This is a genomic window from Rhodospirillales bacterium, from assembly GCA_014323865.1.
Taxonomy (GTDB): Bacteria; Pseudomonadota; Alphaproteobacteria; order SP197; family SP197; genus SP197.
In genome coordinates, this window is sequence record JACONG010000014.1 from 83,074 (window position 1) to 108,899 (window position 25,826).

27 protein-coding genes are annotated in these 25,826 nt (G+C 62.6%); 13 read left to right on the plus strand and 14 right to left on the minus strand.

All coding sequences use genetic code 11. From position 1 onward, the window contains the following. Nucleotides 1-2: 2 nt before the first annotated feature. Nucleotides 3-1,127 carry an LPS export ABC transporter permease LptF gene (lptF, locus tag GDA49_08050; GenBank protein ID MBC6440345.1) on the minus strand — a complete coding sequence of 375 codons (1,125 nt, stop codon included), beginning with the start codon at nt 1,125-1,127 and terminating at the stop codon, nt 3-5. A 199-nt stretch (nt 1,128-1,326) separates the two neighbouring features. Between lptF and GDA49_08055 the strand changes: the two genes are divergently transcribed. The 6 genes from GDA49_08055 to GDA49_08080 all read left to right on the plus strand — a co-directional run bounded on the left by GDA49_08055 (nt 1,327) and on the right by GDA49_08080 (nt 5,780). Further along, nucleotides 1,327-2,796, plus strand: coding sequence for a leucyl aminopeptidase (locus GDA49_08055; GenBank protein ID MBC6440346.1), 1,470 nt, complete (start codon nt 1,327-1,329; stop codon nt 2,794-2,796). A gap of 12 nt (nt 2,797-2,808) precedes the next feature. After that, nucleotides 2,809-3,267 carry a DNA polymerase III subunit chi gene (locus GDA49_08060; GenBank protein MBC6440347.1) on the plus strand — a complete coding sequence of 153 codons (459 nt, stop codon included), beginning with the start codon at nt 2,809-2,811 and terminating at the stop codon, nt 3,265-3,267. A gap of 287 nt (nt 3,268-3,554) precedes the next feature. Further along, nucleotides 3,555-3,731, plus strand: a complete 177-nt coding sequence (locus GDA49_08065) for a hypothetical protein (protein MBC6440348.1) — start codon at nt 3,555-3,557, stop codon at nt 3,729-3,731. Beyond that, nucleotides 3,732-4,952 carry a GMC family oxidoreductase N-terminal domain-containing protein gene (locus GDA49_08070; protein MBC6440349.1) on the plus strand — a complete coding sequence of 407 codons (1,221 nt, stop codon included), beginning with the start codon at nt 3,732-3,734 and terminating at the stop codon, nt 4,950-4,952. 23 nt (nt 4,953-4,975) lie between these two features. Next, on the plus strand, nt 4,976-5,197 hold the full coding sequence (locus tag GDA49_08075) for a hypothetical protein (GenBank protein ID MBC6440350.1): 222 nt from the start codon (nt 4,976-4,978) through the stop codon (nt 5,195-5,197). A 238-nt stretch (nt 5,198-5,435) separates the two neighbouring features. Continuing rightward, nucleotides 5,436-5,780, plus strand: coding sequence for a hypothetical protein (locus tag GDA49_08080; GenBank protein ID MBC6440351.1), 345 nt, complete (start codon nt 5,436-5,438; stop codon nt 5,778-5,780). A 218-nt stretch (nt 5,781-5,998) separates the two neighbouring features. Here GDA49_08080 and GDA49_08085 read toward each other — a convergent pair whose 3' ends face one another. Next, the gene (locus GDA49_08085) at nt 5,999-6,253 is read right to left on the minus strand and encodes a hypothetical protein (protein MBC6440352.1); all 255 of its coding nucleotides are present in this window, start codon (nt 6,251-6,253) and stop codon (nt 5,999-6,001) included. Nucleotides 6,254-6,300: 47 nt separating this feature from the next. Next, nucleotides 6,301-6,759: a GFA family protein gene (locus GDA49_08090; GenBank protein MBC6440353.1), complete on the minus strand. Its 459-nt coding sequence runs from the start codon at nt 6,757-6,759 to the stop codon at nt 6,301-6,303. 164 nt (nt 6,760-6,923) lie between these two features. On the opposite strand from GDA49_08090, the gene ndk reads away from it, so the two are divergent. Both ndk and GDA49_08100 read left to right on the plus strand, forming a co-directional pair. Next, nucleotides 6,924-7,343 (plus strand): nucleoside-diphosphate kinase, encoded by a 420-nt coding sequence (gene ndk / locus GDA49_08095; GenBank protein ID MBC6440354.1) that lies wholly within the window; start codon nt 6,924-6,926, stop codon nt 7,341-7,343. 135 nt (nt 7,344-7,478) lie between these two features. After that, the gene (locus GDA49_08100; protein ID MBC6440355.1) at nt 7,479-8,435 is read left to right on the plus strand and encodes a D-2-hydroxyacid dehydrogenase; all 957 of its coding nucleotides are present in this window, start codon (nt 7,479-7,481) and stop codon (nt 8,433-8,435) included. Between the two features lie 542 nt (nt 8,436-8,977). Here GDA49_08100 and GDA49_08105 read toward each other — a convergent pair. Both GDA49_08105 and GDA49_08110 read right to left on the minus strand, forming a co-directional pair. After that, entirely contained in the window at nt 8,978-9,622 is a 645-nt protein-coding gene (locus GDA49_08105; protein MBC6440356.1) for a phosphoribosylglycinamide formyltransferase, read from the minus strand. Continuing rightward, the gene (locus GDA49_08110) at nt 9,619-10,692 is read right to left on the minus strand and encodes a phosphoribosylformylglycinamidine cyclo-ligase (GenBank protein MBC6440357.1); all 1,074 of its coding nucleotides are present in this window, start codon (nt 10,690-10,692) and stop codon (nt 9,619-9,621) included. Before GDA49_08110 ends, GDA49_08105 begins: the two co-directional genes overlap by 4 nt. 69 nt (nt 10,693-10,761) lie before the next feature. Between GDA49_08110 and GDA49_08115 the strand changes: the two genes are divergently transcribed. The 4 genes from GDA49_08115 to GDA49_08130 all read left to right on the plus strand — a co-directional run bounded on the left by GDA49_08115 (nt 10,762) and on the right by GDA49_08130 (nt 13,670). Then, the gene (locus GDA49_08115) at nt 10,762-11,904 is read left to right on the plus strand and encodes a DUF2066 domain-containing protein (GenBank protein MBC6440358.1); all 1,143 of its coding nucleotides are present in this window, start codon (nt 10,762-10,764) and stop codon (nt 11,902-11,904) included. Beyond that, nucleotides 11,901-12,593 carry a DNA replication protein gene (locus GDA49_08120; GenBank protein ID MBC6440359.1) on the plus strand — a complete coding sequence of 231 codons (693 nt, stop codon included), beginning with the start codon at nt 11,901-11,903 and terminating at the stop codon, nt 12,591-12,593. Before GDA49_08115 ends, GDA49_08120 begins: the two co-directional genes overlap by 4 nt. Before the next feature lie 3 nt (nt 12,594-12,596). After that, on the plus strand, nt 12,597-13,376 hold the full coding sequence (locus tag GDA49_08125) for an SDR family oxidoreductase (GenBank protein ID MBC6440360.1): 780 nt from the start codon (nt 12,597-12,599) through the stop codon (nt 13,374-13,376). Between the two features lie 102 nt (nt 13,377-13,478). Continuing rightward, nucleotides 13,479-13,670: a (2Fe-2S)-binding protein gene (locus tag GDA49_08130; GenBank protein MBC6440361.1), complete on the plus strand. Its 192-nt coding sequence runs from the start codon at nt 13,479-13,481 to the stop codon at nt 13,668-13,670. A gap of 117 nt (nt 13,671-13,787) precedes the next feature. Here the strand turns inward: GDA49_08130 and bfr are convergent, their stop codons facing one another. The 6 genes from bfr to rnd form a co-directional block, all read right to left on the minus strand. Further along, nucleotides 13,788-14,264 carry a bacterioferritin gene (gene bfr / locus GDA49_08135; protein ID MBC6440362.1) on the minus strand — a complete coding sequence of 159 codons (477 nt, stop codon included), beginning with the start codon at nt 14,262-14,264 and terminating at the stop codon, nt 13,788-13,790. Nucleotides 14,265-14,676: 412 nt separating this feature from the next. Further along, the gene (locus tag GDA49_08140) at nt 14,677-14,877 is read right to left on the minus strand and encodes a hypothetical protein (GenBank protein ID MBC6440363.1); all 201 of its coding nucleotides are present in this window, start codon (nt 14,875-14,877) and stop codon (nt 14,677-14,679) included. Then, nucleotides 14,874-15,179: a hypothetical protein gene (locus GDA49_08145; GenBank protein ID MBC6440364.1), complete on the minus strand. Its 306-nt coding sequence runs from the start codon at nt 15,177-15,179 to the stop codon at nt 14,874-14,876. Before GDA49_08145 ends, GDA49_08140 begins: the two co-directional genes overlap by 4 nt. A gap of 72 nt (nt 15,180-15,251) precedes the next feature. After that, nucleotides 15,252-15,425 carry a hypothetical protein gene (locus GDA49_08150; GenBank protein MBC6440365.1) on the minus strand — a complete coding sequence of 58 codons (174 nt, stop codon included), beginning with the start codon at nt 15,423-15,425 and terminating at the stop codon, nt 15,252-15,254. A 144-nt stretch (nt 15,426-15,569) separates the two neighbouring features. Continuing rightward, entirely contained in the window at nt 15,570-15,752 is a 183-nt protein-coding gene (locus GDA49_08155) for a hypothetical protein (protein MBC6440366.1), read from the minus strand. 120 nt (nt 15,753-15,872) lie between these two features. Next, nucleotides 15,873-17,024: a ribonuclease D gene (gene rnd, locus GDA49_08160; GenBank protein ID MBC6440367.1), complete on the minus strand. Its 1,152-nt coding sequence runs from the start codon at nt 17,022-17,024 to the stop codon at nt 15,873-15,875. Between the two features lie 170 nt (nt 17,025-17,194). Between rnd and aspS the strand changes: the two genes are divergently transcribed. Then, a complete protein-coding gene (aspS, locus tag GDA49_08165) occupies nt 17,195-19,000 on the plus strand; it encodes an aspartate--tRNA ligase (GenBank protein MBC6440368.1) in 1,806 nt (601 codons plus the stop codon). Nucleotides 19,001-19,232: 232 nt separating this feature from the next. On the opposite strand, the gene panB is transcribed toward aspS, so the two are convergent. The 3 genes from panB to GDA49_08180 all read right to left on the minus strand — a co-directional run bounded on the left by panB (nt 19,233) and on the right by GDA49_08180 (nt 25,667). Beyond that, the gene (gene panB, locus GDA49_08170) at nt 19,233-20,111 is read right to left on the minus strand and encodes a 3-methyl-2-oxobutanoate hydroxymethyltransferase (protein MBC6440369.1); all 879 of its coding nucleotides are present in this window, start codon (nt 20,109-20,111) and stop codon (nt 19,233-19,235) included. Further along, complete coding sequence (locus GDA49_08175; protein ID MBC6440370.1) at nt 20,086-20,943, minus strand: pantoate--beta-alanine ligase; 858 nt, start codon at nt 20,941-20,943, stop codon at nt 20,086-20,088. The genes panB and GDA49_08175 overlap by 26 nt, the downstream gene beginning before the upstream one ends. Before the next feature lie 1,076 nt (nt 20,944-22,019). After that, complete coding sequence (locus tag GDA49_08180; GenBank protein ID MBC6440371.1) at nt 22,020-25,667, minus strand: vitamin B12-dependent ribonucleotide reductase; 3,648 nt, start codon at nt 25,665-25,667, stop codon at nt 22,020-22,022. Nucleotides 25,668-25,826: the final 159 nt, after the last annotated feature.

A 25,826-nucleotide genomic window follows, 5' to 3' on the forward strand; every position in this document is an offset into this window, starting at 1 on the left:
GATCAGGAACCTGTCGGTGTAAGCTGGGTCAGCACGCGCAGCAGCGTGAAACGCTGCCGTGTCATGATCCAGATTGCGAGCGCACAGGTCGCCACGGGGAGCAGGTAGTAGGCGCTCAGCAGGGCCGGGTTCTTCACGATCGCGCCCGCAAGAGCAAACGATCCTCCGAAGTAGGTCAGGCCGCCGACAATGCCCCAGGCGATCCGCGCCCATTGGCGGCGGCGGTCGAACTCCCCCGCAATCATCGCGGCGAGCCCGATCAGGGCGAGCGCCAGCGCATTGAACGGCGTCACGATCCGCCGATGAGCCTCGGCCAGCAGTTCGTGGTAGTTCTGGATTTCGCTCGAAGTCTGCGGTTCGCGCACGAGCTCGTGCAGATAGCGCTCCTTGGGTTCGCGATAGCGCTCGCCGGGTTCTTCGACGAGCGGCGAAAGGTCGAGCGTGTAGCTGTCGAAGTAGAGCATCTGGAGCGACCGGTCGACGTCCGAGACCTCCTGTCGATTGCCCTGTCCCAACACCAGCATCGGTCCGTTGCCTCGCGAAACAAGGGCACCCCATACAGCCATCATCGTCACGACGAGCTCGGAATCGGATGTATCGTGCACCAGGATGCCCAAGAGGCGGCCGTCGTCGTCACGGGTGCGCACGTAAACCGTCAACTCGTCGGTGATTGTGTTGAAGACGCCTTCCTTCAGCAGGACGTGGGAGAAATCGTTGCGCAGCACGGCTTGCTCGTCCTTGAACGTGCGAAAACCGGCCGGCATCAGGTAAAGCGACAGGGCAAAGCCGATCAGAGTGCAGATCATGCCCAGAAGAAGCGCCGGTCGTGCCAGGCCCCAGTGGCTGATCCCGACAGCCCTGAGAACGACTAGTTCGCGATCCGATGTCAGGCGGTTGTACGTATAGATGACGGCACACAGCGTCGCGATCGGGATGATCACGGTCAGCACGTCCGGCATCAGGAGGATCGTGAGCCTCAGGAAGCTCAGAACCGACAGCCCCTTGTTGATGATAAAATCAAGGAACCGCAGGGACTGGCTCAGCCATACGACACCAGTAAGCGCCAGGATGACACCTGTGGCCATCACAAGAAGTTGCTTCAGGATGTAAGAGGTATGCTCACGCACGCACCGTACTCACGCCTTGTCGTCCGATCATTGTTCCATTCCACGCCCGAGAACGTCGAACTATACGTGAAGGGTTGCCATAAGTCAGGGGAAGGACGCTCCTTTTGTTCGTGCCGGGGTGCCGGTCGTGCCTTCACAACCGCCGCTGATCCGCTACAGTCGCGGGCCCACAAAAATTGCCAGAAACCGTGAGGACACCATGGAAATCGCCTTCGCCAACGCCATTCCCGATGACGCCGATGCCGTGCTTGTGGTGATCGAAGAGGGGCGGAAGCTGTTTCCGTCGGCCCAACGCGTGGACGAGGCGGCTGGTGGCGTAATCGCGCGTGCGGTCGGAATCGGCCGCTACACCGGCAAGAAAGGCGAGATGCTCGACATTCTGGCGCCCGACGGCCTGAGCGCTGATCGCATCGTGGCGGTCGGAGCCGGCGATTACTCGACATTCAAGCCGCTTGATCGCCAGCATTTGGGCGGCAACAGCTATGCTCATCTCAACAGGGTCGGTGCGCGCCATGTCGCGATCCCGGCCTCGTCGGCACTGGATGTCTGCGACTACGTCTACGGCATGACGCTGCGCAGCTACCGCTTCGACAACTACCGGACGAAGATCAAGGACGAGGATCGGCCGACCCTGAAGAAGGTCACCGTCGTGGCCGACGAACTTGCGGGTGCCGAAGAGAAGATGGCGCGTCTCGGTCACCTCCGGGACGGTGTCTTTCTGACCCGAAATCTCGTCAGCGAGCCTGCGAATACGCTTTATCCCGAGGAGTTCGCACGGCGCGCCAGTGAGCTCTCGAAACTCGGTGTCGATGTCGAGGTCCTCGGCGAGGCCAGGATGGCCAAGATCGGCATGGGTTCCCTGCTCGGCGTCGGCCAGGGAAGTGAGAAGGAAAGCCAGCTCGTCGTGATGCGCTGGGAAGGCAGATCGGACGACGACCCCTGGCTGGCCGTGGTCGGTAAGGGTGTCTGCTTCGACACCGGCGGTATCTCGCTCAAGCCTGGTGCCGGCATGGAGGAGATGAAGTTCGACATGGCGGGCGCGGGCTGCGTCATGGGCCTGATGCATGCGCTTGCGGCACGCGGGGCCAAGGCCAACGTCGTCGGCGTGATCGGCTGTGTCGAGAATATGCCCTCGCACAATGCGCAGCGCCCGGGCGACGTCGTCACCACCATGTCGGGCCAGACCATCGAGGTGATCAACACCGATGCGGAAGGTCGGCTCGTGCTGGCCGACGCGCTCTACTACACGGTGAAGACGTTCAAGCCGAAGCAGATCGTCGATCTCGCTACGCTCACCGGCGCGATCATCGTGGCGCTCGGCAGCTACCAGGCCGGCCTCTTCTCAAACGACGACGACCTCGCGTCCACGCTCACGGCCGCCGGCAAGGAGACGGGCGAGGAGCTCTGGCGCATGCCGCTGGGTGACCGCTACGACAAGGATATCAACTCCGACATCGCCGACATGAAGAATGTCGGCAAGGCGCGCGAGGCTGGCTCCACCGCCGGTGCGGTCCTTCTGCAGCGCTTCGTCGAGGGTACCCCCTGGGCCCACCTCGACATCGCTGGCACTGCCTGGACGAAGGGCGATGAGCCGATCACGCCCAAGGGTGCGACGGGTTACGGTGTGCGCCTGCTCGATCGGTTTGTCGCGGACAACTACGAAACTTGATCGCTGCATCCGTTGACCGACATCGGCTTCTATCATCTGCAGCGCACGCCCTTGGGGCGTGCGCTGCCGAAGCTGCTTGAGAAGGCTCTTGAGCGCGGCATGCGCGTCCTGGTAGTCGCGGGCAGCGAAGAGCGTGTCGCCCAGCTTAACGACCTGCTCTGGACGTTCGATCCCGCGAGCTTCCTGCCTCACGGCACGGCAGGCGAGGATGCTCCGGAGCACCAGCCGGTCTGGCTTTCCGAACACGAAGCCAATGCGAACGGCGCCAACCTCCTCGTTCTGCTCGACAGCGCCGACAGCGAGCGGATCGACACTTACGAGCGCGTCATCGACATGTTCGACGGCTACGATGACACGGCCGTCGCGGCCGCCCGTGAACGCTGGAAGGCCCGAAAGGACGCCGGCCACACCCTGACCTACTGGCAGCAGACCGATCGTGGCGGCTGGGAGAAGAAGGCCGAGAGCAACTGATCCCAGCGCTATGTCTTAATGTCGGGCGACCCATCGGTCTGTGACGTCAACAAGGCGGTGCTCGAGGCTCTGGGCGGAGGCAACACCTTCGTCTCCGACAACGTGAAGGGTCTGCCGCGCTCAATCTCGGCTGGTTCGGCCTGCTGCAGGGGGCGACGTTCAGCCAGAATCTCAGGATCGACCCCAAGGTCTTCTTCGGTGCCATGCCTTTCTTCGATCCCGAGATCAAACATGCGACGGGGAGTAAGGTGACATGATCGGCCGCGACGCCTAACGAGGCTGATCAGGTGCCGCTCGATGTTTATGTCGCAGCCATGCAGCATCTGGTGTCGTGGGCCGAGGAGAACGGCCTCGACACCCGTTTCACCAAGCTGATGACCGAGGTCTTCGGTGATGCCTGCACCAAATGCTTCGGCGACAGGGAGGTCGCCGCGACGATCACGATCCTGAACGGGAGCCGGTGATTGTGGCCAACCGCGACTACGACTAACATCGTTCTCGACAGCGGCAGTACGGGTGGGACGCTCGCGGTTCGGCTGAGGGAGGATCCGTCCGTCTCCATGCTGCTGCTGGAGGCGGGACCGGCAAAGGGCACGTTGCTGAACAACTGGCGGGTCGATATGCTCGCCGCGTTCGGCAGCACTTGGCAGTCTCCCGCCTTCAACTGGATGTTCGAGGGCAAGAACGAGACCACGCTGAATGACCGTTCGATCATCCAGCCGCGCGGCAAGATGCTGGGCGTCTCCAGCTCCAGCAACATCATGTGCTTCATCCGTGGCCATGCGCTCGATTTCGAGCGCTGGGTCACGGAAGGCGCGGACGACTGGTCCTGGCGCGAGGTGCTGTCCTATCTCAAGCGCATGGAGACTTGGCAGAGTGGCGAGAGTGCCTGGCGCAGTGGCCCCGGCCAGGTCCACGTCATCCAGGGCGACTACCCGGCGGATCTCCACGAAGCTTTCATCCAGTCGGGCGAACAGGCGGGTTATGCCGTCACCGACGACATCAACGGCCAGCATCACGAAGGCTTCGGTGCCTTCCAGATGAACATCTACAACGGCATGCGCACGTCGACGGCCGAGGTCTGCGTCCGGTTCAATGCCGGCCGCGCCAACCTGACGGTCGAGACCGATGCGCTTGCCACGAAGGTCGCCCTCGTAGGCACCCGCACGGCCGGCCTGGAGATCCGGAAGGGCAACGGCCAAGCCCATACCATGCGCGCCACGCGCGAGCTGATCCTCTCGGGCGGTGCGGTGGGATCGCCCCATCTGGTGATGTTGTGGGGCATCAGCCCGGCCGACGAGCTGCGCCAGCACGGTATCGACGTGAAGGTGGACCTGCCGGGCGTCGGACAGAACCTTCACGACCATCCGCTGATCTACATGAAGTGGCGTACCGACAAGTCAGTCTCAATGAGCAAGTACATGCGCAAGGACCTGATGCTCTGCAAGGGCGCGCGCTGGCTCTCGATCCACACGGGCCCAGGTGCGGCCAACAATGTCGAGAGACATGCTGTTGGCTGCGCACCGACCCCACCGATACGCCGCGCATTCATTCCAGCTTCCTGGTTGCCGAGAGCGACTTCAAGCGAATGGCGCACACCATCGAAATGGGGTGTGAGATCGCCAACTAGCCTGCCCATATGGTGCATGGCATCACCGAGGTCGATCCCGGCACCGATATCTTGAGGCCCGCTGAGACCGAGACATTCATGCGCGACAATGTGGCCGGCAGCTTCCACCTCGCCGGCACCTGCAAAATGGGCAACGACGCCATGGCTGTTGTCGATTCGAACCTCAAGGTTCACGACATTAAGGGCCTGCAGGTCGCTGATGCCTTCGATTGTATACTTGAACACGAATGCAACTTCGATTGTGATTGGTGGGAAGGCCACCGACATAATCCTGGGGAAACCGCCGTTGCAAGCGGCTGACGTGCCCCTGCCGATGTAAGGGAGAAGCGGACATGAGAATCGCTCGAACGTTCAGCCTGCTTCTGGTCTTTCTCCTGCTGAGCGACGCCCCGACGGTTATGGTGGCCGATGTCACCTACCGCGACAGCACTACAAATTCCGCATCTCCTATCCGAACTCGTGGTCGCTCCAGCACAACAGTGATGACAAGATTCGCCTGACGATCGTGAGAGATTTCGGCCGTGGACCGGCGGCCTGCTTGGTGCAGGTCATGCCGAGCGATTCGGACCACGTCGCTGTTTGCACTGTATCGGTCGTCTCTCACGCGGCCCTGCAGGATATGACGCAGGACCAGATCAACGCGTTCATGACGACGAAGCCGTCGGATAAACTGATCGCCGTCATCATTGAGCAGATTCCGGGTGCAGGTGTGGTCGACGCCAAGCGCGGAGAGTTCGACAGTCGCGCCGCCGTCCTGTTGATCGCTGACATCACCTTCCCCGAGACGGAAAGGACGTTCCGCTACTTGATGATGTCGGTCGTCCTACACGAGTGTTGCCGAGATGAAGCTGGTCTGCGGAACGACCCTGGCCGACTAAAGTAGGGGCCCGCCGACCTTCACGCGATTCATTGCTCTCGCTGAGGTTCGAGGAGTAGGCCGAAACAAGCTTCTGCACTCATTGAGCTCGGGTGCGCGAACGTCTCAATCAGTCGACCACGGGGTCCGATAGTACCTTCCGCAGACGCTCGCGGATCGTCCAGCGCGCCCGTGTCCCTGCCTTCAGGATCAGGAATGTTTCGGGTCGGAGCTCGACCGGGGCATCATCGCTGTTTGAGGAATTCGATGGTGCAATCGCTCGAGATGATGACGGCAAGCTCGTCGGTCTCCGTGTCTTCCACGATACCTTCGGCAGCTTCCCAAACGCCCCGCTCGATCTCCTTTGCCTTGTCGACGCTGAACGTCAGCGCACGGACCTCGCCAGAGCCTTCCAGCACATTCATGCCGTGGTCCTCGACGAGCGGCAGGTCGATCGCGGCAACGTCGAGGGCGAAGTTGGATCTGAAGAGGTCGGTCATGATCGACGGTCCTCCGACGGAACGGGACGTTGGGCAGGGCAGGTGCGCTAACCCATCAGTGACTTCATGCGCATGAGGCTCTCTTCGGGCCACATCTTCTTGGCACTGTAGTACTCCTCGACCACCGGCTTGCCTTCGGGCAGCGGCACCCAGGGCTGCTTGGTCGACGTGAAGATGTGGATGTCGGGCTCGATCGCGGCACCCCCGTCGAGCGAACCGGCGCGGACGAAGGCGATTTTGTCGCCCGCCGCTGCGTAGTGGCTCCACACGGCGACGCGACAGGTTGGACAGCGCATGATTGTCTGGCCGGCACCCGAGGTGGTGGGCACCGTCACGGGTTCCGTCTGTCCCTTCAACAACTCGATCCTGTCGGTCTCGATCATGGCGTTGACCGCGAAGGCTGCCCCCGACTGGCGTTGGCAAAAGCTGCAGTGGCAGCTGTGGACGAAGAGCGGCTTGGTCATCATGCGGTAGCGGATTTCGCCACAGGCACAGCCGCCCTCAATGGGGTAGGTCACGGTCATGATCGAAGCTCCCGGACTTGCTGGTCTTCGCGTTGCGATTCGTGCGCAGGGCGAGGTCCGTCAAACGGTGGACGGGCCGCAACACAGTGCCTATAAGGCGCGCCAAATTCCCTGCTATCAACCCTTACGAACGGACACTTTCAACCATGGGCGAACGCACCTTTTCGATCATCAAGCCCGATGCCACCCGTCGCAACCTGACCGGTAAGATCAACGCCATGCTGGAAGACGCTGGCCTGCGGATTGTCGCCCAGAAGCGCATCCACATGACCCAGGAGAACGCCGAGACGTTCTACGCCGTCCACAAGGAGCGGCCGTTTTTCGGTTCTCTCGTCGCGTTCATGACTTCGGGCCCGGTGGTGGTTCAGGTCCTCGAAGGCGACAACGCCGTCGCCAAGAACCGAGAAGTCATGGGCGCGACCAATCCGGCCGATGCCGCCGATGGTACGATCCGCAAGGCCTTCGCCGAATCGATCGAGGCCAATTCGGTGCACGGCTCGGACTCGCCCGAGAACGCCGCTATTGAGATCGCCTACTTTTTCTCCGGCTCCGAGGTCGTCGGCTGACGTTGTGATGTGTCATCCAGCACAAGGCCCGAAACGCCGCCAATCCGGGACCTCGACAGGCACGTCCCCATCGTTCGAGGTCCCGGCTCGACCTTCGGTCGACCGGGGTGACACAGCAGAATTCGCGAGCGCTCTGTGATTCGCGTCCTGATCCATCACAACGAGCCCGAACCGCTGAGGGACCGGCTGCTGGAGCTGGTACTCGGCGTCGAGGTCGGCCTGTCGGCGAGCTATGATGCCCTGATCGCCGACACAACAGCGTTCGGTCCGGATGTGCAGTTCCACATTCGTTTCGAGGACAAGACTTATCCCATCGCGGCGGTCTTCGATCAGCCCTCGCTGCGCTGGATCGCGGTCGGCGGTGTCGGCGTCGACCATCTCGGGCCGTGGGACCCCAAGGCGATCCTCGTGACCAACGGCGCCGGGGTGGCGACTGAGGCGCTGGCCTGGCACGTCATCGGCTCGATCATCGCGCTGACGCTCAAGTATCCGACCTTTGCTCGCCGGCAGGCCGATCATGTCTGGTCCGGTCAAAGCGTCGGCCACATCTCGGGCAAGACGATCTGTGTCGTCGGGCTGGGCCACATCGGCCGCGACATCGCGCGCATGGCGAAGGCCCTGGGCCTCACGGTCGTCGGCACCCGGGCCAATCCGCAGCCGACCGACAATGTCGATCGGGTCTATGCTGCCGACGATCTCCACGCCGCGCTCGCCGAGGCCGATTTCGTCGCCGTCGCGACGCCAAAAACCGAACGCACCATCGGACTGATCGACAGGACTGCCTTCGCAGCGATGAAACCCGGTGCCATGCTGGTCGATGTGTCACGCGGCGGTGTGACGCTTGCCGTGGACCTGATGGCTGCACTCGATAGCGGTCATGTCGCCGGTGCCTCGCTGGACGTCTTCGATCCCGAGCCGATGCCTGAGGATCATCCGCTGTGGGACTACGAGAACGTCATGATCACACCGCACAGCTGCGCAACCTTTGAGGGTTGGGAACTGCGCTCGATCGAGCTCTTCGCCGACAACCTCAAGCGCTATATGGCGGGCGAGCCTGTTTTCAACGTTGTCGACCCTGTCCGCGGCTACTGACCTCCATAGGAGCGTCCCGCACCCTCGTCCTCGTTCATGGTGCATGGCACGGCGACGTTGTGCTGGTCGGTCACAGCTACGGCGGCGTCACGCCTGAACAGGCATCATGGCTCGACACCAAGCTCGTGTCCCGTCCCCTGCGCACCTGCACCACACCCCTCCGGCTTGCCCATCCGCCCGGCAACGGTGTGCCAACCGACTACGTCGCCTGCACCGATCCCGTCTGTCAGGTGATGGAACCGATCTGGCAACGCCTCCGTGCCGCCGGTTGGTTGGCCGAACCACGAACTGGCGACAGGCCGCGACGCCATGATCATCACCCCCGAAGCAACCGCCGACCTGCTGGAGCAGATGCAGATCCCCGACGGCGATTCCTCTTCACACTGCTGCGGCCAGGCTCGTCTCTCGCCAAACTTCCGCTGACCTCTCCCCGGTGAGGTGAGGGGTTTGTTCGTGCGGCTTGCTCATTTGTCCACTCTCCCGGGATCGGGAGAGGGAGGGACCCGCGGCGCAGCCGCAGGAGGGTGAGGGTCGATCGTTGGTCAAATCGCTACCGGGTTCACCAGCACACCATCGGCCTGGGTGACGTCGTGGATGCGGACGCGCTCGTTGACGATGCGCACCCGGCCCTGGGCGATGAGCTTGAGGGCCATGGGGTAGATGCGGTGCTCGGCTTCCAGGATACGGTCGGCGAGCGTGTCCTCGTCGTCGTCGGGCAACACCGGCACGGCGGCCTGGACGATGATCGGGCCGTTGTCGAGCTCGGGCCTGGCGAAGTGCACCGTGCAGCCTGAAACGGTCACGCCCATCTCGATCGCACGGGCATGGCAGTTCAGCCCGGGGAACGAGGGCAGCAACGAGGGGTGGACGTTGAGAATGCGGTCACGCCAGGTGCGCATGAAGTCTTCGGTCAGCACCCTCATGAAGCCCGCAAGGCAGATCATGGAGCAGTTGGCGCGGCGCACTGCGGCATCAAGCGCGGCGTCGAAGGTCTCGCGGCTGTCGTAGGTCGTATGATCGACGACCACGGTCGGAATGCCTGCCGCTGCTGCGCGCTGAAGGCCCTGAGCGCCGGGCCGGTTCGAGAGCACCAAGTTGATCTCGGCCGGGTTGTCTTCCTCGGTGCAGCCATTGAGCAGCGCCTGCAGGTTGGTGCCGCGTCCGGAGATGAAGACGGCAACCTTCATGATCCCAGCCAGTCGCCGTCGAGCCTGTCGATCACGACCTGTGGCCTGTCACCGGCAGGAACCAGCTTTCCGATCATTGTCACGGTCTCGCCATGGTCGGCCAGTACGCTTGCAAGATGATCCGCCCGGTCCGCCGCCACGATGAGCACCATGCCGATGCCGCAGTTGAACGTGCGTGCCATCTCGGCAGCCGCAATGCCGGGGCCCTGGTGACCGCGCGCAAGCCAGCCGAACACCGCCGGCACCTTCCAGCTCCCGGCCTCCAGCCGTGCGGCCAGACCGTCGGTCAGGACACGCGGAATGTTCTCCAGAAGGCCGCCGCCGGTGATGTGGCTCAGGCCCTTCACGCCGCCAGCCCGGATCGCGGCAAGACAACTCTTCACGTAGATCCGCGTGGGGTCGAGCAAGGCTTCGCCGATCGTACGGCCCGGCGCGAAGGGCGCATCGTCGCCGAGCGCCATGCCGCGAACGGCGAGTGCACGGAGGACCAGCGAGAAACCGTTGGAGTGAACACCGTCGGACGCGAGCCCCAGGAGTACATCGCCGTCGGCCATGTCAGGTGTGGGCAGCATCGCGCCGCGTTCCACCGCGCCGACGCAGAACCCGGCGAGATCGTAGTCGCTCTCGGCATAGAGACCCGGCAGCTCCGCCGATTCGCCGCCGATCAGGGCACAGCCTGCCTGGCGGCAACCCTCGGCCACGCCGCCGATGATCTCGGCACCCTTGGCAACATCCATCGCCCCGATGGCGAGGTAATCGAGGAAAAAAAGCGGTTCGGCACCCTGCACCACGACATCGTTCACGCACATCGCCACGCAATCGATGCCGACCGTATTGTGGATGCCGGTATCAATGGCGAGCTTGAGCTTGGTGCCGACGCCGTCGGTACCCGAGACCAGGATGGGATCGTCGTAGCCGGCGGCCTTCAGGTCGAAGAACGCGCCGAAGCCGCCCAGCGCACCGTCGGCGCCGGTTCGCGATGTCGCCTTCGCCAGCGGTTTGATTGCTTCGACGAGGCTTTCCCCGGCATCAATGTCGACCCCGGCGGCCTTGTAAGTGAGGCCTGTCATGCAGCCTCGCTCCCCCCGATCCGATTTGCTAAGGTTCCTCCATCTATACGGTATGATCCCGGCTTTGCAATGAGAGACCGTCTGACATTCCCTAGGACCTTTTGGCTGTTCGTCGTCGCGCTTGCGACCGTATGGCTGAGCGCGGCACCGACTGCCGATGCGGCCGGGCAGGTGCTGACCATCCGCAACGTTGCGGTCGACGAATCGGCCGGTGATGCCAGCGAGGCACGGCGAGTCGCAATCGCGAACGCCCAGCGCATCGCCTGGAACCGTCTGATCGAGAGGATGGTCACCGGTGACATCTCCCTGGTCGACGAGCCCGATGCCGCGACCCTGGAGACAATTGTCCAGAGCCTCGAGTTCGCCGACGAGAAGATCACTACGGGTCGCTATCGCGCCAATGTCACCGTCCGTTTCCGTTCGGATTCGGTGCTGGCCTGGCTCGGCAACTCCGGCGTGCCGCATCTTGTGGTGCCGACACCGGTCATGTTAGTCCTGCCCGTCCTCCAGACGACGGAAGGCAACCAGCTCTGGGAGGAGGTCAATCCTTGGCTTCGGGCCTGGCAGCAACGACCGGGATCGGGGTTCGCGGTTAAAATCATATCGCCCGTGGCTGATCTTAACGATCTCCTCGCGATCGATGCGGATGGGGCGCTGGCCGGTGATTGGTCAAAGATGCAGGTGCTGCTGGCGCGCTACGAGGTCGACGGCATCCTCGTCGCCGTTGCGCAGCCGACGGCTTCCCGCCTTGGCCAGACGCTGACTTGGTACGAAGGCCCCGAGGGTGAAACCATTCCCATGAGCATCCTGCTCGAGCCGCCGCCCGGCGTGCTCGACGGGGTAACCGACGGCGAGGTCGAGGCGACGGAGACAGTCGTCGATATCTCCGCGCAGGACTACATCGCTGCCGTCGATACCACCCGGCAGGGCGTCAGTGACTACTGGACCGCCGCGACCTACGTCCCCGACGGCGTCGAGGCTGCGATGGTTGCCGAGATTCCTGTCCGCAGTCTGGGTGAGTGGGTCGATATCCGCAGTCGCCTTGCGCAACCGGCCGTGCTCACCGAGACCCTGCCGCTGGTTGTCTCCGTCGACCGTGTTCGTATTCTGCTGCGTTATGTCGGGACGCTCGAGGAGTTGCGTGCGGGGCTGCGGCGCGTCGGCCTCGGGCTGAGCGCCCAGGGCGACAACTGGATCATCCTGCCGTTGTGAGACCGGCCCAGCTTGTCTTCGGTTTCGAGCATCGTCCGGCTCTGGTCGAAGAGAGTTTCCTCGTTGCTGCGGAAAACACTGAGGCGGTCGCATGGATCGACCGTTGGCCCGACTGGCCTGGACGTGTTCTGGCGCTCCATGGGCCCATTGGCTGCGGCAAGACTCATCTGGCCCATGTCTGGCGACGGCGCAGCGGTGCCGACCTGCTGTCGGCGAGCGATCTTGAAGAGAGCCTTCTGTGCACGTGGTCCGAGGCTGAACCCGTTGTGGTCGTCGAAGACGGCAACCGTGTCGTCGACGAAGCGGCGCTCTTCCATCTTATCAATCTGGTGCGCGAGAACGACGGTTTCCTTCTTCTGACGAGTCAGGCACCGCCCGCCCGCTGGTCCGTTGCCCTGCCGGATCTTCGCTCCCGGCTTTCGGCGATTCAGGTCGTTGGCATCGAGCGTCCGGGCGACGATCTGATCGGCGCTGTGCTCTCCAAGCAGTTCCACGATCGCCAGCTTGCCGTGCCTGACGACGTGATTGCCTATCTGGTCGCCCGCATGGAACGGTCATTTGCCGCCGTCGGTAGCGTTGTCGCGGCACTCGATGATTTGTCGCTGGCAGAACGTCGCGCTATCACGATGCCCTTGGCGCGCCACGTTCTGGAGGCGGCGCAGACCGAACTCGATCTCAAGGGGGACTGATCCATGGACATGGGAATTCGGGGCCGCAAGGCCATCGTCTGCGCGTCGAGCAAGGGCTTGGGCCGCGCGTGTGCCGAAGCGCTCGCCGCCGAGGGCTGCGACGTGGTGATCAACGGCCGTACCGAAGAGACCGTCGCGGCCACGGCCACCGCGATCCGCACCGCCAGTCCCGACGTGACCATCAGCGAGGTCGCCTGTGACGTCACGAACGCCGAAGGCCAGGCTGAGCTTCTGGCCGCTTGCCCGCAGCCCGACATCTTCGTCAATAATGCAGGTGGTCCGCCGCCAGGCAACTTCCGTGATTGGGACCGGGACGACTGGGTCAAGGCGCTGGATGCGAACATGCTGACCGCCATCATGTTGATCAAGGCCACTGTTGACGGCATGATCGACCGCAGGTTCGGCCGCATCGTCAACATAACCTCGGCTGCCGTGAAGTCGCCGATCCCGATCCTGGGTCTGTCGAACGGCGCTCGTGCCGGCCTGACCGGCTTCTGCGCCGGCCTGGCCCGCGAGACCGTCGAACACAACGTCACGATCAACGGTCTTCTTCCGGGTCCCTTCAACACGGACCGGCTGAAGCAGACCATGGTCGGCCGCCAGCAGGGCGACGAAACCATGGAGGACACCATGAAGCGCGAAGCCCAGGGAAATCCCGCCAAACGCTTCGGCGAACCCGACGAGTTCGGTGCCGCCTGTGCCTTCCTTTGCAGCCAGCACGCCGGTTTCATCACTGGCCAGAACCTGGTAATGGACGGAGGCAGCTTCCGCGGAACGCTTTAGGACAGAGCGTGCTCGGCGATGTCTTCGCCGTTGGTGAAAATTAGTCTTGCAAATGCGAATGGCTCGCATCTACTATCTCGCTATTGCCAGCTGGGTTGTGCCATGTACGTGTGCATTTGCAACGGTTACCGCGAAGACGACGTCCATGAGGCGGCGGCCGATGGTGCGCGTTACGCCGAAGAGGTCTACTATGCGCTCGGCAATGGTCCGTGCTGCGGACAATGCTTGGAGCACGCTCAGGAAATCTTGGACGCCATTCACGGCTCCAAGGGGACATCGTCGGGGTCGCCCTGACTATGGCGTTCGCTTGGCCCGGGTTAAGCGCCGAAAAGACGGGTCTAGCCCTCAGACTGTTCGTCTCGCAGTCTCAGGTGAGCAAGGACCAAAACTCCGAACAGGCAATGCTTGAGACTACTCCTCTGCCGACATCTGCGACTGGGTGTAGTTCTGGATTCCCATCTTCTCGATCAGACCTATCTGGGTCTCAATCCAGTCCTCATGCTCCTCCTCGTCATCGAGGATGGACACCAGGAGTGATCGACTGACGTAGTCGCTCTTCTGCTCACAGAGAGCAATCGCTTCCCTTAGTTGGGGGATGGCTTCCTGCTCCAAAGCGAGGTCGCATGTCATGATCTCTTCAATGCTCTCGCCGATCCGCAAGCGGCCAAGGTCCTGCAGGTTGGGCAGTCCCTTGATGAGGAGGATGCGCTTGATCAGCGCATCGGCGTGCTCCATTTCCTCGATCGATTCCCTGTAGAGCTTTTGCGCAAGACAATCAAAGCCCCAGTCCTCGAGCATTCGGGAATGCAGGAAGTACTGGTTGATCGCGGTCAGCTCGTTCTTGAGTACACCGTTCAGGTGCTTGATGATGTCCTTGTCGCCGTCCATGTCACTCCGCCAAGTCGATGGGTTGAAAGAGGTGTGAATTTGGCTTTGTCGCAAGCGCGCCCAAAAGCCTCGGCCATTTTACACGAAAAGAGCCCGTGCGAATTGGTTTGTTTGCTTTTGGATCGAATGATCGAACAAATCGATCATTCGACGGCGACTTCGCCCGTATCGGCGACCAGCAGCTTCCAGCCCCTGGCGGTGGTGCTGTCGAGGTTGGGTGGCCGGCCATGAAGTAGAGCCGATCGCGGTCTTCGCCCTGGGCCGTGCAGAAACGATGCTGCAGGTAGAAGAGGGAGGTGTCGCCTGGAGGTAGAGCTGAATGCGGACGGATGCCGGGGTGCTGCTCAAATCGTCGGCGGTAACGCGATAGATCAGGCTGTCCATGCCATTGCCGTCGGCGTAGTCCGGATCGTCACCGACCGCCGTCGATGCCCATGTCCTTGTCGGCCCCGAGCGCGATGTCGCCGCGATCGCTCTCAGGTAGATAGCCGTGGGACAGGAGCCGGTCGTTCTTCACCTCGGTGCAGATCGACAGGAACGAGGTCGTCAACTGGCCGGCGGGTTCGGCGTCAAGGCCGCACTGCGGGCCGGGACCGTCACCGGGCGTGCTCACGAACTCCTGATAGATCTGGGCCTGGTCGACGATCTCGCGGCCGTGTAGTCGAGCGAATCAATCGCCTTGTTCACCATCATCGGATCGACGGTGCGGACTCCCATCACGTCGGGGAACTGCTGGCCCATTATCACCAGGAAGATGTTGAGCCCAAGGAGGTCGTGGCGGTCGAAGCTTTCGCGCTCGGGAATGTCGATCGCATAGGGGCCTGAGATGAACGCGGTCTCGGCCAAGGTCGAGTACTCCTGAATGCTGGCGATCTTCGAGACCGTGGGCGAGCCGTCGTCGGTGACGCACGGCATGTGGCACTGCTGGCAGGTCTCGGGCGTCTTGCCCGCGCCGTGCAGCAGGTCGCCGTCGGGCGCATCGCTCGGTCACGGCGTGGCAGAGACGAACTCGCGGCTGAAGCTGCCGTATTCGTCTGTTGCGGCATGCTGGTCGATGTTGTACTGGCGCTGGCCCATGAAGCCGTGACGGCCCAGACAGGTGTTCTCGACTAGGGCGACTTCGTCGCCGGGCGCGCGGTTCTCCTCCATCCGGGTGTGCATCTCGGGCGATTACCAGATCACGAACGGCGAATGTGTGCTGTTGTACTGCGAGTGCCAGGCGCTATCGATCAACATGGCGGTGAAGGGCCAGGCGGCGCGCACCGTGATGGCGCGCACCCAGCCGGAATCGGTGTCGCGGTGGCACTAGTTGTCGAAATAGCGGGAGTAGATATTCTCGTAGGTGTCCAGCAACATGACGGCCGGATCGCGCATGGCGTCCTGAAGTTCGGCACAGACCGCGAAATCGATGACCGTGATCGGATCGGCGACCTCGGCCGGACAATCAGCCGCGAGTGCTGTGCCAGTATCCAAGTCGATGGCGGCCACAATATCTATCGTCAAACGAGTCACGGATCCGTGTATCAAGCGCCTCCCTATGGTCCGCCATCCGTCCCGTGGTGGCGATGTGCCTCTCGCGTCAATAAGACAACGATCGGGTAAACAAGCCTAGATTTCGATCAGCTTGAGGCTTTCGCCGTCGGGTGCAAGTGCCAGCTTTCCGGCCTTCAGGCGGCGGGCGTCCTTGCCGAAAATCTCGTTGCGCCAGCCGTGTACTAGCGGGCTGTCGGGGTCGTCTTGAGCGGCGAACCGCTCGACCTCCGACATGTTGGCGACGAGCCGTGGGGCGACGCCCTCCATCTCGCACTTGGCGCGCAACAGGGTTTTCATCAGGTCGACCAGCGCAGCGGGCGCAGCGGGCGGCGGCCGTTCGTTCATTTCCTTCTTCGGCAGGTCATCGTCCGACAACGCGAGCGCACGTCCGACGGCTGCCAGCATGCCCTTGCCGTTGTTGCTGCGGGCCATGCCCTGGGGCACCAGCCGGATCGTATCCATCTCTTCCAACGATTTCGGCAGCTGCAGGGCGATCTGAACGAGAGCATCGTCCTTGATGATACGGTTACGCGGGATATCCTTGGCCTGCGCGGTCTTCTCGCGCCATGCGGCGAGCTCGCGCAGGGCCGCCATCTGACGCGGCTTGCATCCCTTCATCTTGATCCGCTGCCAGACCTGATCGATGTCGACCCGATAGGTGTCGGCGCTGGTCAGCACCGCCATCTCCTCCTCGATCCAGGCAGTGCGGCCTTTCTTCTCCAAGGTCGCGGCGATCGACTCATAAACCGGGCGCAGGTGCGTGACGTCGGCCAGCGCATATTTGATCTGCTTGTCGGTCAGGGGGCGGCGGCACCAGTCGGTGAAACGCGAATCCTTGTCGACATGCTGGCCGATGACTTTGCGCACGATCGCCTCATAGCCGATCTGGTCGCCGAAGTCGCAGACCATGGCCGCCACCTGGGTGTCGAACACCGGATGCGGCACGTGGCTGGTCATGTGAAAGAAGATTTCGAGGTCCTGGCGGGCAGCGTGGAAGACCTTCAACACGCTCTCGTCGGCCAGAAGATCGAAGAAAGGCTGGAGGTCAATCCCGTTGGTCCGCGGGTCGATCGCGGCGACCTCGTCCTTGCCGGCGATCTGGATCAGGCAGAGCTGGGACCAGTAGGTCCGCTCGCGCATGAATTCGGTGTCGATGGTGACATAGGGCTCATCGCGCAGCTGCGCGCACAGGGCGGCAACGTCGGCGGAATCGGTTAAAACAATCATAACCCCTCTCTCTACAGGGTTTTGATGACGAGTCTACAGTTCGACGTTGATGCTCGCTTGCATTCACTCGGCCCGGCCCCTGCCTGCCTTGACATTGGTGGGGCCAAGGCGTTGATTGCGCGCCTCGGTACAGGGCCGGGAAAACGACGATGATTCCGGGCAATTCGACCATGCACCGCTACCGCACACACACCTGCGGCGACCTTTGCCGCGACCACGTCGGCGAGATCGTTCGCCTGTCGGGCTGGGTTCACCGTAAGCGCGACCACGGCAACCTGCTGTTCGTCGACTTGCGCGACCATTATGGCATGACGCAGTGCGTGATCGAAACCGACGGCGAACACTTCCCCGTGGTCGAGGCCGTGCGCAGCGAAAGCGTCGTGACGATCGAGGGCCCCGTCGTTGCCCGTACCGACGAGACAGTGAACCCCGACCTGCCGACGGGCCATGTCGAGGTCCGCATTCGTGCCTTCGATGTGCTGTCGGCAGCCGAGATCCTGCCCATGCCGGTGTTCGGCGAGGTCGACTATCCTGAGGATATGCGCCTGCGCTACCGCTTCCTCGATCTCCGGCGCGAGCAGATGCAGAAGAACATCGTGCTGCGCTCGAAGGTCATCCACTCGATCCGCATGCGCATGGTTGAGGCCGGCTTCACCGAGTTCCAGACCCCGATCCTGACGGCCTCGAGTCCCGAAGGCGCGCGCGACTTCCTGGTGCCCAGCCGCCTGCATCCCGGCGAGTTCTACGCCTTGCCGCAGGCCCCGCAGCAGTTCAAGCAGCTGGTCATGGCCTCGGGCTTCGACCGCTATTTCCAGATCGCACCCTGCTTCCGCGACGAGGATGCGCGCGCCGACCGTTCGCCTGGCGAGTTCTACCAGCTCGATGTCGAGATGAACTTCGTGACCCAGGAGGACGTGCTTTCGACCATCGAACCGGTCATGCACGGCGTCTTTGAGGAATTCGCCGACCGGCCCGTCACGCCCATGCCGTTCCCGCGCATCGGCTTTGACGAGGCCATGCTGAAGTACGGCACCGACAAGCCCGATCTCCGCAACCCGGTTATCAACGCTGACGTCACGGCCACGTTCGCCGAGTCCGACTTCAAGATCTTCAGGAGTCAAATCGAGAAGGGTGCAGTGGCGTGCGCCATTCCGGCACCCGGTGCGGGCGGGCGGCCGCGCAGCTTCTTCGACAAGATGATCGGCTTCGCCCAGGACAACGGTGCGAAGGGTCTAGCCTACATCATCTTCGAGGATGGCGCTGGCAAGGGGCCGATCGCCAAGCTGATGAAGGACACAGAGCTCCAGCAGATCCGCGAGCTCGCGGGCGTGGGCGACGGCGATGCCGTTTTCTTCTCCTGCGCGGCCAAGGGTGAGGCCGAACGCATCGCCGGTCTCGTACGCACCCGCGTCGGTACCGAACTCGGTCTGCTCGAGGAGAACGTCTATCGCTTCTGCTGGATCGTCGACTATCCGATGTACGAGTACGACGAGAAGGAAAAGCGCATCGACTTCAGCCACAACCCTTTCTCGATGCCCCAGGGCGGTCTTGAGGCGCTGGAGTCCAGGGACCCGCTCGAGATCCTCGCCTACCAGTACGACATCGTCTGCAACGGCGTGGAGCTCTGCTCGGGTGCCATCCGGAACCACGAGCCTGACACCATGGTGAAGGCCTTCGAGATCGCGGGCTACACGGCCAAGGACGTTGAGGAGCGCTTCGGCGCGCTGTTCAACGCCTTCCAGTACGGCACCCCGCCGCACGGCGGCTTGGCACCCGGCATCGACCGCATCGTCATGCTGCTCGCCGACGAGCACAACATCCGCCAGATCACGCTGTTCCCCATGAACCAGCAGGCCCAGGACCTGATGATGGGCGCACCCGGCGAAGCCGCCACCCACCATCTGCACGAACTCCATCTCCGCATGTCTGCCGAAGCCGAACAGCGCCTCAAGGACAAGGCCGCAGGCGAGGGCTGACCGCACGAACCTTCCCTCGCCCTACTTGGGAGAGGGATGCGGAGCCTTGGCGAGAAACGAGCCTAGGTGGAGCTGGGTGAGGGGGAACTGACCTGATCAGGCGCGCCAGCCACTGCGTCATCCCGGCCGAACAACGCGAGAGTCAGGATATCGGTCCGCGATGATCAGAAGGTGGTGCGCTGCCGGAATACCGGATTGGTGCGGCTGTGCCGCTTGTCCTGGATGACACGATTCAGGTGCCGAAGGCCGGTTTCTTCTTGCGCTGCTTGAAGGTGTGCTCAGGCCCGGGGAAGCGGCGGTGCCTCACGTCGTCGGCGTAGGCGATGACGGCCTCTTCCATGAGCTTGCCAAGTTCGGCGTAACGTTTGACGAACTTCGGTTTGAACGTGTCGAACATGCCGGTCATGTCCTCGGTGACAAGGATCTGGCCGTCGCAGGCGGCCGAGGCGCCGATGCCGATGGTGGAGACCGGGCACTTTTCGGTCAGCTCGGCCGCCACGGTCTCGACCACACCCTCGACGACGATGGCGAAGGCACCGGCCTCGGCGATCGCCTGGGCGTCCTTGATGATGCTCCGGCGGGCGGTGTCGGAATGACCCTTGGACTTGAACTGGCCCGCCGACTTCACCTTCTGCGGCATCAGCCCGACATGGCCCATCACCGGGATGCCGCGCTTCACGGCTGCTTCAACGGTGCCCCCGAGACCTGCGCCGCCTTCCATTTTCACGGCATCGCAGCCGGTCGCGTCCATCACGCGCCAGGCGTTGTCGAGCGCGCGGTCGCGGTTGTGTTCATAGGTGCCGAAGGGCATGTCGACGATGACGATCGTGTTCTTGGCCGCCTGGGCGACGGCGTAACCGTGGCGGATCATGGTGTCGAGGTCGATCGTGCGTGTGGTTTCCATGCCGTAAAGCACCATAGCGAGCGAATCGCCGACCAGCATGAAGTCGACATGGCGGTCGAGGCAGCGCGCGGTGGGCGCGGTGTAGGCCGTCAACCCCACGATGGGTTTGCCGCCCTTGGGCCCCAGCAGTTCGTGGTGCGCCAAGCCGGAGATCAGACGCGCCGAGCACCGGCGGTCGCCCTTACTTTTCTCGGTCCACAGCGACATTGTCGATCAGCCGTGTTGTGTTGAGGCGCACCGCCGCCAGCAGGCGACCCGCACCGTCCCCCGATTCAAGCGGGGTCAGCGTAGCCGCATCGCGCAGGGTGAGATAGTCCACCCGATCGAAGTTGCCTTCAAGTGTCTGCCGTCCCGCCGACAGCGCGACATCGACAGGCGTGCCCGCCCGGACCGCCGCCGCGGTTTCGATCAGCGTGGCATGAAGGGCAGGGGCCCGGGCACGATCTTCGTCGCTCAGATAGGCATTGCGCGACGACATTGCGAGCCCGTCGGCCTCCCGCACCGTCTCAACGCCTACAATCTGCGTCCTGAGATCAAGATCGCGCGCGAGCTGCGTGACAACGATGAGCTGCTGGTAGTCCTTCTGGCCGAACACCGCGATGTCGGCCTCGGCCTGGATCAGCAGCTTGGCGACCACCGTGGCGACGCCGGTGAAGAACCCGTGGCGATGGTCGGCCTCCAATCCCTCGGCCGGGCCTGCCATGCTGATCTGGGTCGCGAAGCCCTCGGCATACATTGCCGCCGCATCCGGCGCATAGAGCAGGTCGAGGCCGGCCTCGCGGAACAGTGTGGTATCGCTCGCCTCGTCGCGCGGGTAACGGTCGAGGTCCTCGCCCTCGGCAAACTGCCGCGGATTGACGAAGAGGCTCGCCACGACCCGGTCGGCGCGGCTCCGGGCCAGCGCCACGAGTGCCAGGTGGCCCGCGTGCAGCGCGCCCATGGTCGGCACCAGCGCCACGGTGGCACCCTCGCGGCGCCAAGCGTCGGTCATCTGTCTCAGGTCGTTGACGGTGCGTACGGTGCGCATGAGCCAGTCCATTCTGCGACCATTGTGCAGTGCGGCATAGAATTTCGCAATCGCAGCAACACGACAACACTGGCGACCGATCATCCGTCCCTGTAGCGTTCCCATACAGGAGGACGGCCATGCGCTTCGAACAGTTGAAGACCTGCCTGCGGCTGCTTGCCGAGAGGGTGATGCTGCGGTTTGTGAATTAGAGGGTGGGAGGATCGATCTTTGGCTCTAGTAGGTTTGTGCACACACCTGGCGCATAACTCTGAGTTCCATTTCTCATCGATCTTGACGTCAAGATTGATATCCTCGCAGGTAGCGAGGAAACGGATGGCCAAACAGTGACTAGGAGTCGTTCGAGACTCAATCATCTCATATCTTGCGGAACTAGGTCGTGATGCGTCGATCGCCGAGATCACTGCTGCCGCTGGTCAGTGCCTCGGAGATGTTTCTGCTTCGTCCGTACGTTCCTATCTCAGACTCAACGTGCCTGATTTGTTCGAGCGTACTAGCAGAGGCAGATACAGACTCGTCAACGTTGAAAACAGTCTAAACGGAGACGGGACTCAGGAAACCTACAGTTTCCCATCGGTCGCAAATGGAGACGCTCAGCTCTATGCGGCCGATTGCTTCGATTGGTTAGCGAACCGCGAAGCAAGCTCATTTCATGCTATCGTGACGGATCCGCCTTACGGATTGGTTGAATATACAGACAAGGAGAAAGCTAAGCTGAGAAATGGCAAAGATGGAGTCTGGAGGATTCCTCGATCCTTTGACGGCCATAAGCGTTGTCCGCGACACACAACTCGTAGAGCAAGGAAAAATGGAGATTAAACTGTTCTGCGTTGACTGGCTATCGTACAAACATGTAGGGCAACCTATCGCTTTAGTAAGCTTATCTTTACTTTAGAACTTGTTGTTGGCGAATACAAGAACTGCATCCGATTAAGTTGAACAAATCTACCTTTGCACATTCCTAAAGTATATCTCCAAAAAAGTGAGCGCGATTGCTCGCGCCCCAAGTCAGGGAGAACACACCATAAGCTGGCGACCGGCCCGCGGATACAGGCTTGGGCCACCCACGTCTGCAACGGTTGAGCGGGTCAGGAGCACCCGCTCGTTGCACCACATGTAACGCACTTGAGGCACGTTCCGTTGCGGACCAAGGTGAGGTTTCCGCATTCGTTGCACGGATCTCCCTCGTAACCTTGCATGCGCGCCCGACGAACCTCCTCGGCGCGCGGATCAACCTCTGTCTCGTCGACCATCACGGCGGCCATGGCAGCCCCCGACGGGGCGGCGACCGAGACGTTGCCGAAGGCCGCTTCGGCCTTGAACATCTGTTCGCCCATGGTGACGCCGCTGCCCAGGCCGCCCTCGAGTACCTGCAGGCGCCCGCGGGTGTAGCCGTTGCTGGCCAATTCCTTGAACAGCTTGGCGACCTCAGCCATGCCGCCGTCGTCGGGCAGATCCTCGTTGGCGTCGCCACGGCCCACCGTGTCGGTGCGCAGGTCGCGGGGCTCGACATGGGCCAGGTCGTCGCGGGCGAGGTAGCTGATGGCGAGCTCGCGGAAGATGTAGTCGAGGATCGAGGTCGACATCTTGATCGTCTCGTTGCCTTCGACCATGCCCGAGGGCTCGAAGCGGGTGAAGGTGAACGCCTCGACGAACTCTTCAAGCGGCACGCCGTACTGCAGACCGATCGAGACTGCGATGGCAAAGTTGTTCATCAGGCTGCGGAAGGCGGCACCTTCCTTGTGCATGTCGATGAAGATCTCGCCGAGCGAGCCATCCTGGTATTCGCCAGTTTTCAGGTAGACCTTGTGGCCACCCACGATGGCCTTCTGGGTGTAGCCGCGGCGGCGGTTGTCGAGCCGCTCGCGCTGGCCGCGGTCGCCGCGGTGGACGATTTTGGTGACGATCTTTTCGGCCACGGCCCGGGCTGCGGCGGCGGGCGGGGTTTCGGCTTCCCCGATCTCCTCGGCGATGTCGCCCAGGTTGATAGCCGACAGCGGCTGGCTGAGCTTGGAGCCGTCGCGGTAGAGCGCGTTGGCCTTCAGGCCTAGGCGCCATGAGAGCTCGTAGGCCTCCCGGCACTCGGTGACAGAGGCGATGTTGGGCATGTTGATCGTCTTTGAGATCGCGCCCGAGATGAACGGCTGGCTGGCCGCCATCATGCGGATATGGCTCTCGGTCGAGAGGAACCGCTTACCGATCCGGCCGCAGGGGTTGGCGCAGTCGAACACTGTGAGGTGCCCGTCGCGCAGGTGCGGCGCACCCTCCAGCGTCATCGCCCCGCAGCAGAAGGTGTTGGCGAGATTTATGTCGTCCTTCGAGAAGCCGAGCGCGGTCAGCATGTCGAACGACGGATTGTTGAGCTGGCCGGCATCGAGCCCCAAGGTCTGGGTGCAGAACTCCTCGCCCAGGATCCACTTGTTGAAAACGAACTTGATGTCGAAGGCGCTGGCGATCGAGGCCTCAAGCTTCTCGATCGTGTCAGCGTTGAAGCCCTTGGCGGAGAGCGTGTCGTGGTTGATGCCCGGTGCGCCTTCCAGCGTGCCGTGGCCGACCGCGTAGGAGATGATCTCCTCGACCTGAATCGGGCCATAGCCGAGTGTCTTCAGCGCCACCGGCACCGTGCGATTGATGATCTTGAAGTAACCGCCGCCAGCGAGCTTCTTGAACTTCACCAGCGCGAAGTCGGGCTCAATACCGGTGGTGTCGCAATCCATAACCAGCCCGATCGTGCCCGTGGGCGCGATCACGGTGGCCTGCGCGTTGCGGTAGCCGTTTTTCTCGCCGAGTTCGACCGCACTCTCCCAAGCCTTGATAGCGGCATCACCCATGGTCGGGTCGGGCAGCACGTCGTGGTCGATCGCGACCGGCATGACCGAGAGGCCTTCGTAGTTGTCCTGGCCGCCGACCGCTGCCTGGCGGTGGTTGCGCATGACGCGTAGCATAGCCTCACTGTTTTCCTTGTAGCGCGGGAAGGTGCCGAGCTCGCCCGCCATCTCGGCCGAGGTGGCGTAGCTGATGCCGGTCATAATGGCGCTGATCGCACCGCAGATAGCGCGGCCTTCTTCCGAGTCATAGGAGTAGCCCGAGGCCATCAGGAAGCCGCCGAGGTTGGCGAAACCCAGACCCAGGGTGCGGAAGTCGTACGACCGCTGGGCGATCTCCTTGGACGGGAACTGCGCCATCAGGACCGAGATCTCGAGCACCACGGTCCACAGGCGGACGGCATGCTCAAATGCCGGGATGTCGAAGTGTCCGTCCTCGGTGCGGAACTTCTGCAGGTTGAGCGAAGCCAGGTTGCACGCCGTGTCGTCGAGGAACATGTACTCCGAGCACGGGTTCGATGCGTTGATCCGGCCGCTCTTGGGGCAGGTGTGCCACTCGTTGATCGTGGTATCGTACTGGATGCCGGGATCGGCTGAGGCCCAAGCGGCGTAGGCGATCTGGTCCCACAGCTCGCGTGCCTGCAGGGTCTTGGAGACCTTGCCGTCGGTGCGGCGGATAAGTCGCCACTCGCCGTCCTTCTCGACCGCAGCCAGGAACTCGTTGGTCACGCGCACGGTGTTGTTGGCGTTCTGGCCGGAGACCGTGCGGTAGGCTTCTGAATCCCAGTCGGTGTCGAAGCTGGGGAAGGCGATGCCGGTGAAGCCCTGCTTGGCGAGCTGCATGACACGCTCAATGTAGGCCTCGGGTACTAAGGAACGGCGTGCTAGGAGGATCGCCTTCTTCAGGGTGCTGTTGGCCTTGGGGTCGAAGCGGTCCTCGTCGTGGCGGTCGCCCTCGTGGCAGGCCTCCATGACCTCGTTGAGGTGCTTCTCGCAGAGCTTCGAGCCGGCGACGAGTGCCGCGACCTTCTGCTCCTCGATCATCTTCCAGCCGATGAAGTCCTCGACGTCGGGATGGTCGATGTCGAGCACCACCATCTTGGCCGCGCGACGTGTGGTGCCGCCCGACTTGATCGAGCCTGCCGCCCGGTCGCCAACCTTCAGGAAGCTCATCAAGCCAGACGACTTGCCACCACCCGAGAGCTGTTCGCCCTCCCCCCGCAATTGGGAGAAGTTCGAGCCTGTGCCCGAGCCGAACTTGAAGAGACGCGCCTCGCGGACCCACAGATCCATGATGCCGTTGTCGTTCACCAAGTCGTCCTTAACGCTCTGAATGAAGCAAGCATGGGGCTGGGGGCGTTCGTAGGCGTTGGTCGAGCGGGTCAGCTTGCCCGTCTCGTGATTAACGAAGTAGTGGCCCTGCGCCTGTCCGGCCACGCCATAGGCCCAGTGCAGACCCGTGTTGAACCACTGAGGCGAGTTGGGCGCGCCGACTTGGCTGGCAAGCATGTGGCGCATCTCGTCGAAGAAGGCGCGCGCGTCGGCCTCCTGATCGAAATAGCCGCCCTTCCAGCCCCAGTAGGTCCAGGTGCCCGAAAGCCGGTCGAACACCTGGCGGCTGTCTGTCTCGCTGATAATTCCGGCACCCTCGGTGGCTTCACTGCGCCACAGCCACTCGGGCACGCCCTTTTCCTTGACCGGGGTCAGCTCGCTGGGGACGCCAGCCTTGCGGAAGTACTTCTGCGCGATGATGTCGCAGGCCACCTGCGACCACGACGACGGAACGTCTATATCCTTCTGCTGGAACACCACCGAGCCGTCCGGATTCTTAATTTCGCTCGTTGCCTTGCGAAATTCGATGCCCTCGTAGGCGTCTTTGCCTTCGATGGTGAAATGACGCGCGATACGCATTGCCCCTGTCCCCATATCGTTCTGCGACCTCAGGCAAGGGTCGCTGTGTGTTTCAACGAACGCGGCAAGGGACCCGGATTTGTTCTTCCAGTGGTTGAGCCCACGAAATCTACTATGTCGTGGCTCACCTGACCCAGCCCGCTACTGCTTGAGTATGGT